This is a genomic window from Massilia sp., assembly GCF_031995545.1.
Lineage (GTDB): Bacteria > Pseudomonadota > Gammaproteobacteria > Burkholderiales > Burkholderiaceae_D > Telluria.
On the sequence record NZ_DAMAGA010000078.1, the window covers coordinates 1 to 6,502 of the forward strand.

The window sequence follows — 6,502 nt, forward strand, 5'->3', positions numbered from 1 at the left end:
GTTATATGAAAAACCCCACCAGTGATCTGGTGGGGTTTTTTGCTTTGGGCTTCGTAAAACGGTTTGCCGGATCGAATACTGGTTGAGCGCGTCGGCGGCGGAGCCGCCAATCCTACGATTGTCCAGGAACCGCGAACGGAAATTGATTGGCCAAGAGCCGCGAGCGGAAATTTCCAGCAACCGCGGTCGGAGCGTTTCCAGAACCCGCCGCCGGAACATCATCGGCAACCGTAGGGTTGGCAGCTCCGCTGCCGACGCGTTCAACCAGCCCATGCAACATTCGATACTCACAATCGGTCAGGCGATTCCTACACCGCACAAACCCCTCGTCCTATACATCCGCTGAACCCGAGCGCGCATGATCGGATCTCTGGTTCAGTAATCGGAGGATCGAATGAAGTCGAAAGAGAAGGTCAAAGGCGGTGACAACCGCGCCCGTGGTATCGCGAAACCGAAAACCCTTACCGTCGCCGAAGGCAGCCTGCAGAGCAGGGCACCTGGCTACGTGATGCCCGGCGGGTTTGACACGCCGTTCCCGAAAGCGTTCACCGGCTCGATGCAGTCCGACACCGCAGGCCGCGGCCAACGCGCCGGCGCCGGCGCGCAGACCGGCGGATGGAGCGCACGCCAGCAGGCGCAGCGCATGCAGGCGCGCGGCGAGCAGGACCGTCTGGGCCAGCAGCAGCAATCCGGCAACGGCATGGAGCAATACCAGCAGGCCGGTTCGCAGCAGTCGGCCAGCGGCCCGGACAACGCGCGCCAGACCGGCGCCGGCTCTGCCAACCAGCAGCGGCAGGGACGCCCGGACGAACCGTCTTCCGATTCCGGCAGCAAGCGCAATCGATAAGCACGCTACGGCGTACTTCACATGACCCGGGCATCGCCCGGGTTTTTTATTGGCGCGTCCCGACTATGAACGCTGCTTCACTGACCGCCCCGCGAATCTAGGGCACAATAAAGCTCACAACATTGCCATTTGAATCACAGGAGCAGCATGAACGAACAGGTCGCACGCAACGTCGTGCTGGTGCGCGCCATCGAGACCGCCGACGTCGGCCACGCGGTGCTGAGCGACGACGATCGCAAGTACGCCACGCGCAGCGCGCGCGAGCTGGCTGCATGGCAGGCGTCCGACGCCAAGGTGGCGACCAACCAGCATCACTTCCTGCAGCAGCGCGCCGAGCAGATCCTCAAGCGCCTGGGCGAACGCACGCCGGCCTTCGGCGCCTTTTATCGGCGCGCGCCCGGCCTGACCGGCATCTGGCTCGCACTGCCGCTGCTGGCTTTCGTGATCGGCGCCGCGCTCGACCGCATCGCCAATCCGCACCGGGTCGACCTGCTGTCGGCGCCGCTGCTCGGCATCATCGGCTGGAACCTGCTGGTGTATCTCGGCCTGCTGATATGGGCGCTGGTGCCGGCCGCGCGCAAGCGCAGGAGCGGCACGCCGCTGCTGCAGCGCCTGAGCACCGGCAAGGTGGCGGTGCCGCGCAAGCTGCCGGCGCCGCTGGCCGATGGTGTCGCCCACTACCTGGCCAACTGGTCGGCGATGAGCGAACCGCTGACGCGCGCGCGTCTGAGCCGCACCTTCCACCTGGCCGCCGCCGGCTTCGCGCTCGGCGCCGTCGTCTCGCTGTATGCGCGCGGCCTGCTTACCCAGTACATCACCGGCTGGGAGAGCACCTTCCTCGATGCGCAGCAGGTGCACTCGCTGCTCTCGATGCTGTTCACGCCGGCGCTCATCGTGTTCCCGTTCCTGCAAGGATTCTCGCTGGCCGAGATCGAGCAGCTGCGCTTCAGCACGAGCGGCGCGCTGCCGACCGTCGCCGGCGGCGAGCGCTGGGTGCACCTGTACGGCGCAACACTGCTGTTGCTGGTGGTGGCGCCGCGCCTGCTGCTCGCCGCCATCGCTGCGATCCAGGCGCGCCGCCTGAAGCGCAACTTCCCGATCGATCTCGACCAGCCTTATTACCGCAAGCTGGCCGACAGCGTCGGCGCCGGCACCCCGGCGGTGCTGCGCGTGATCCCGTACAGCTACACGCTCGACGAACCGCGCGACCGCGGCCTGTGGGCGATCGCGGCCGCCGCGCTGGGCGGACAGGCGCGCGTGCAGCTGCTGCCTCCGGTCGCGTATGGCGTCGAGCCGAAGGAGGCGCTGCGCGACACCTCACTGAACGAAGCCGGCATCACCGTCACCACGGTGCTGTTCAGCCTTGCGGCGACGCCGGAAAAGGAAAACCACGGCGCGCTGCTCGACCATCTTGCCAGGCGTGTGCCGCGCGGCGTCGCCGTGCTGCTGGACGAATCGCCGCTGCTGGAACGGGGCGGCGATCAGGCGGGAACGGATGCCCGCGTGGCCGAGCGCATCGCGTTGTGGCGCCAGTTCTGCGGCTTCCATGGCGTGTCGAGTCACGCCGTCAACCTGCTCGCCCCGGACAAGCACGCGCTTGAACTGGGCGCGGGCCTGGCCCTGCCGGAGCTGCGATGAACGCGCCCGCCAAAATCCAGTTCGCGCTGGTCTCGCACACCAACAACGGCAAGACCACGCTGGCACGCACCCTGGTCGGGATGGACGTCGGCGAGGTGCGCGACGCCGCCCACGTCACCCAGATCTCGGAAGGCTACCCACTGCTCGAGACGGTCGAAGGCGACCGCCTGGTGTTGTGGGACACCCCCGGTTTCGGCGATTCGGTGCGCCTGCTCAAACGCCTGTCGAACGCCAACAATCCGATCGGCTGGTTCTTGCGCGAGGTGTTCGACCGCTATCGCGACCGCCCGTTCTGGCTCAGCCAGAATGCATTGCGCGCCGCACGCGACGAGGCCGACGTGGTGCTGTATCTGGTCAATTCGTCCGAGTCGCCGCAGGACGCCGGCTACCTGCCGCCCGAGATGAAGATCATCGAGTGGCTGGGCAAGCCGGTGGTCGTGCTGCTCAATCAGATCGGTCCACCGCGCCCGGCCCATGAGGAGCAAAGCGAGCCGCAGCGCTGGAAGCAGCACCTGGCGCAGTACCCGGTGGTAAAGGACGTGCTGGCGCTGGACGCGTTCGCGCGCTGCTGGGTGCACGAGCATGTGTTCTACGAATCGATCACGCACCTGATCGCGCCCGAGAAGCAACCGGCCTACACGCGCCTGCTCGGCGCCTGGTCGGAACGCAACCGCGAACGTTATGCCGGCGCCTTGCGCATGAGCGCTGAACTGCTGGCTGCCGCCGCGCGCGACAGCGAAGCGCTGGGCGAAGAAAAGCCCGGCATGCTGCGCAGCGCCCTGAAAGCGGTCGGCATCGGCAAGGACGAGGAACGGCGCCAGGAGCTGGCGATGGCCGCACTGGTGGCGCGCCTGAACGACGGTATCAACCACGCCACCGCGCGCATGCTGTCGCTGTACCGCATCGACCCGGGCAAGGCGACTGCGGTGAATGCGCGCGTGCGCGAGAACTTCGCCGTGCGCGCGCCGGTGGACCGGGCCCAGGCCGGCCTGCTCGGTGCGGTGGTGTCGGGCGCGGCGACGGGGCTGTCAGCCGACATGATGGCAGGTGGATTGACGCTGGGAGCCGGCGCGCTGCTGGGCGCGATCGCCGGCGGCATCACGGCGGCCGGCGCGGCCTGGGGTTTCAATCAGGGCACCGACCGTAACCGCGCCAGCGTGAAATTCGCCGATCCCTTCCTGCAGTCGCTGTTCACCGGCGCGATCCTGCGCTACCTGGCGGTGGCGCACTTCGGGCGGGGACGTGGCAATTATGTGGAGAGCGAAGCGCCGCCGTTCTGGCAGAGCGAGGTGGAAGCTGCATTGGGCACGAGCGGCATCGACCAGCCGCGCCTGTGGCAGTCGGTGCGCGCCGCGCCCGACCTGGGCGCTGCGACCGACCTGGTCGACGCGGCACTGGCTCCGGTGATAACAGCCGTCCTCAAACGGCTGTATCCGGGCGTCGCGCTGCCGGACAATCCAATCGCGGCAGCGCAGGCGCCGATCACTGAAACTGGTACTGCGCGCTGACGCCCACCATCCAGTTGCGGCCCGGGGCCGATTCGTAGAAGCGGCGGTTGGTGTCGCCGACGATCACCGAACCGACGTAGTCGCGGTCGAACAGATTGTTCACGCGCGCGAACTGGCGCAGGCGCCAGGCGCCCAGCTGCTGGCTGGCCTGGACGCGCGCGTTGACGATCGCGTAGCCCGGCGCCGGCGTGGCGCTGTTGGTGTCTTCCGCATACACGCGGCTGTTGGCGATGGTCTCGAGCGCCGCGCCATAGCGGCCGGCCACTTCGCGCCATCCGAACTCGCCGTACAGGCTCGATTTCGGCACGCCCGGCAGGCGGCTGCCTTCCGGTACCGCGCCGAAACCTTCGTCGTAGATCGCATGCAGCATGCTCAGGGCCAGGCGCGCATTCCAGCCGCCGCCCAGCTCCGCGTCCACCGACAATTCACCGCCCTGGCGCAGCGTGGCGCTGGCGTTGCGGTAGCTGGTGCGCCCGCCGTTGGACGCGTCGACCACCAGCTCGTCGTCGGTCTTCACCTGGAACAGCGCCGCGTTGACGCGCACACCATTGGCCACCATCGCCTTCACGCCCGCTTCGAGGTGGGTGCCGATCGCCGGCTCCAGCGCGAAGTTGAAGCCGCCGCCGGTGCCCGAATAGAACGATTCGTTCATGGTCGGCGTCTCGAAGCCGCGCGCCGCGCTCGCGTACACATTCAGCGTCGGCGAGACTTTATACAGAACGCCGACCAGCGGCGTGGTGTGGCTGAAGTCCGCGCTGCCGCTGTCGTCGCCATTCGACAGGTACTGGTCGCGCACGTCGAAGTCGACGCGGCTGTGACGCAGGCCGCCGCTGATCACCCATTGGCCGCGTTCCCATTCGAGCTGCACGTAGGGGTCAACGCTGGTGACTTCGTTCTGTTCGTCGCGGCGCAGGTTGCCCTTCACGCCGAAGGTGGTGCCGACAAAGTTCTCGAAGCCATGGCGCGCATCCTTGGAGCGCGCCAGTTCCAGGCCGGCCGTGGTGCGCAGGGTGCCGCCGGCGATGTCACGCACGGCGCGCCAGTTGGCGTCGATGCCGTAGAAGTCGCGGTCGAAATCGATCACGCCGCCCGAGTGGCTACTTGGGGCCTGGAAGCCGCGCGAGAACGACTGGTACTGGATCACGCGGCGGTTGCCGCCGTAGGCCGTGACCTGCAGCCTGTCCGGGCCGAAGCGGCTCTCCCAGGTGGCGCCGAACTGCTGGTGGTCGATACTCTTGCGCGTGTCGTAGCGCTCGGCCAGCGTGCGCTGCGGCGTCTGCGTATCGGTGGTATCGATCTCGCCGGCGCGTGGGTCGCGCTGGTAGGTGTCCCAGGTGACGCCGAGCGGATCTTGGGTGTCGTCCTGGCGCAGGCCGCTGGCGGTGATCACCAGGCGGCTGGTGCCCGATGGCTCGACCACCAGCTTGGCATAGGCCTGGTCGCGCCGCGCGGCGCTGTGGTCGCGGTAGCCGTCGGTGTCGAAGCGCGAAGCGTCGAGCAGGTAGCCGATGTTGCCGTTCTTGCCGCTGGCATTGACGTCGAGCTTGCGCTGGCCGTAGCTGCCGGCCGAGAAGCTGGATTCGATCGACGGCGCGCCTTTCGGTTCGCGCGTGAACAGCTGCACTACGCCGCCGGAGTGATTGCCATATAAGGCGGAGAAGGGGCCGCGCAGCACTTCGATGCGTTCGGCGAGATCCAGGTTGAAGGTCGCGGCCTGGCCCTGGCCGTCGGGCATGGTGGCCGGGATGCCGTCGGCGACCAGGCGCACGCCGCGCACGCCGAAGGCCGAGCGGGTGCCGAAGCCGCGCGAGGAGATCTGCAAGTCTTGCGCGTAGTTCTCGCGGTTGCGCACTACCACACCGGGGACAGCTACCAGGGCTTCGGACGCGTTCACGCGCATTTGCGTGTCGGCGATCTGCGCCGCATCGACCACGTCGACCGAGGCGGGCAGGTCGAAGCTGGTGTGTTCGGCGCGGGTACCGCTCACCACCACGGTGTGCATCGGGTCGCGCACATCATCGGTAGCGGCAGCGGCAGCCAGCGGCCAGCAGGCGCAAACCGCGGCAATCGTGGTGCGGCGCAAAACGGTGTGGTTCATTATGTCTCCAGAGGTATATAGCAGGCGTGCAAGTCAGTGGTCTTGCAAATCAACCAAGGAATATACCGCGCCAGTCAGCGAACCACGCGCACTGCAACAATTGCTGTTGCCGGATCGCCGAAAAACGCTGAGCGATATTTGCTCAGCAGGGACTTGCGGAACCGCTGAGAGGTTTGCTATAGTTCGCCTCCGCTTCGGCAGCAACCGAAAAACGTTAACGTAATCAAGTGGTTACGTTAGCAAGGTTGATAGAGAAATCTAAGCTGAAGCAAATGGGGGGTTGACGAAGTTAGCGAAACACTGCATAATCTCTCTCCTCTGCTGCTGACGAACACAACGATTCGCAACGATGCAGTAAGTGCAGTACCGAATAAAGTTCTTTAAAAATTAACAGTCGATAAGTGTGGGCGT

Annotated in this window: 5 protein-coding genes; 3 read left to right on the plus strand and 2 right to left on the minus strand. The window is 66.4% G+C overall.

Annotated features, from left to right (window positions below; all coding sequences use genetic code 11):
- The coding region (locus RTQ83_RS24150) for a hypothetical protein (RefSeq protein ID WP_312520582.1) at positions 1 to 273 on the minus strand (273 nt) is incomplete at its 3' end.
- A 121-nt stretch (positions 274 to 394) separates the two neighbouring features.
- Here RTQ83_RS24150 and RTQ83_RS24155 point away from each other — a divergent pair.
- The 3 genes from RTQ83_RS24155 (at position 395) to RTQ83_RS24165 (ending at position 3,993) form a co-directional block, all read left to right on the plus strand.
- Positions 395 to 847, plus strand: a complete 453-nt coding sequence (locus RTQ83_RS24155; protein WP_312520585.1) for a hypothetical protein — start codon at positions 395 to 397, stop codon at positions 845 to 847.
- A 147-nt stretch (positions 848 to 994) separates the two neighbouring features.
- A complete protein-coding gene (locus RTQ83_RS24160; RefSeq protein ID WP_312520587.1) occupies positions 995 to 2,485 on the plus strand; it encodes a DUF2868 domain-containing protein in 1,491 nt (496 codons plus the stop codon).
- On the plus strand, positions 2,482 to 3,993 hold the full coding sequence (locus RTQ83_RS24165; protein WP_312520590.1) for a DUF3482 domain-containing protein: 1,512 nt from the start codon (positions 2,482 to 2,484) through the stop codon (positions 3,991 to 3,993). The genes RTQ83_RS24160 and RTQ83_RS24165 overlap by 4 nt, the downstream gene beginning before the upstream one ends.
- On the opposite strand, the gene RTQ83_RS24170 is transcribed toward RTQ83_RS24165, so the two are convergent.
- A complete protein-coding gene (locus RTQ83_RS24170; protein WP_312520593.1) occupies positions 3,968 to 6,091 on the minus strand; it encodes a TonB-dependent receptor in 2,124 nt (707 codons plus the stop codon). The two genes, RTQ83_RS24165 and RTQ83_RS24170, sit on opposite strands and share 26 nt — an antisense overlap.
- Between the last annotated feature and the right edge of the window lie 411 nt (positions 6,092 to 6,502).

Coding starts and splice junctions, on each gene's coding strand:
- RTQ83_RS24160 (WP_312520587.1), top strand. CDS start 995: ATGAACGAACAGGTCGCACGCAACGTCGTGCTGGTGCGCGCCATCGAG.
- RTQ83_RS24155 (WP_312520585.1), top strand. CDS start 395: ATGAAGTCGAAAGAGAAGGTCAAAGGCGGTGACAACCGCGCCCGTGGT.
- RTQ83_RS24165 (WP_312520590.1), top strand. CDS start 2,482: ATGAACGCGCCCGCCAAAATCCAGTTCGCGCTGGTCTCGCACACCAAC.
- RTQ83_RS24170 (WP_312520593.1), bottom strand. CDS start 6,091: ATGAACCACACCGTTTTGCGCCGCACCACGATTGCCGCGGTTTGCGCC.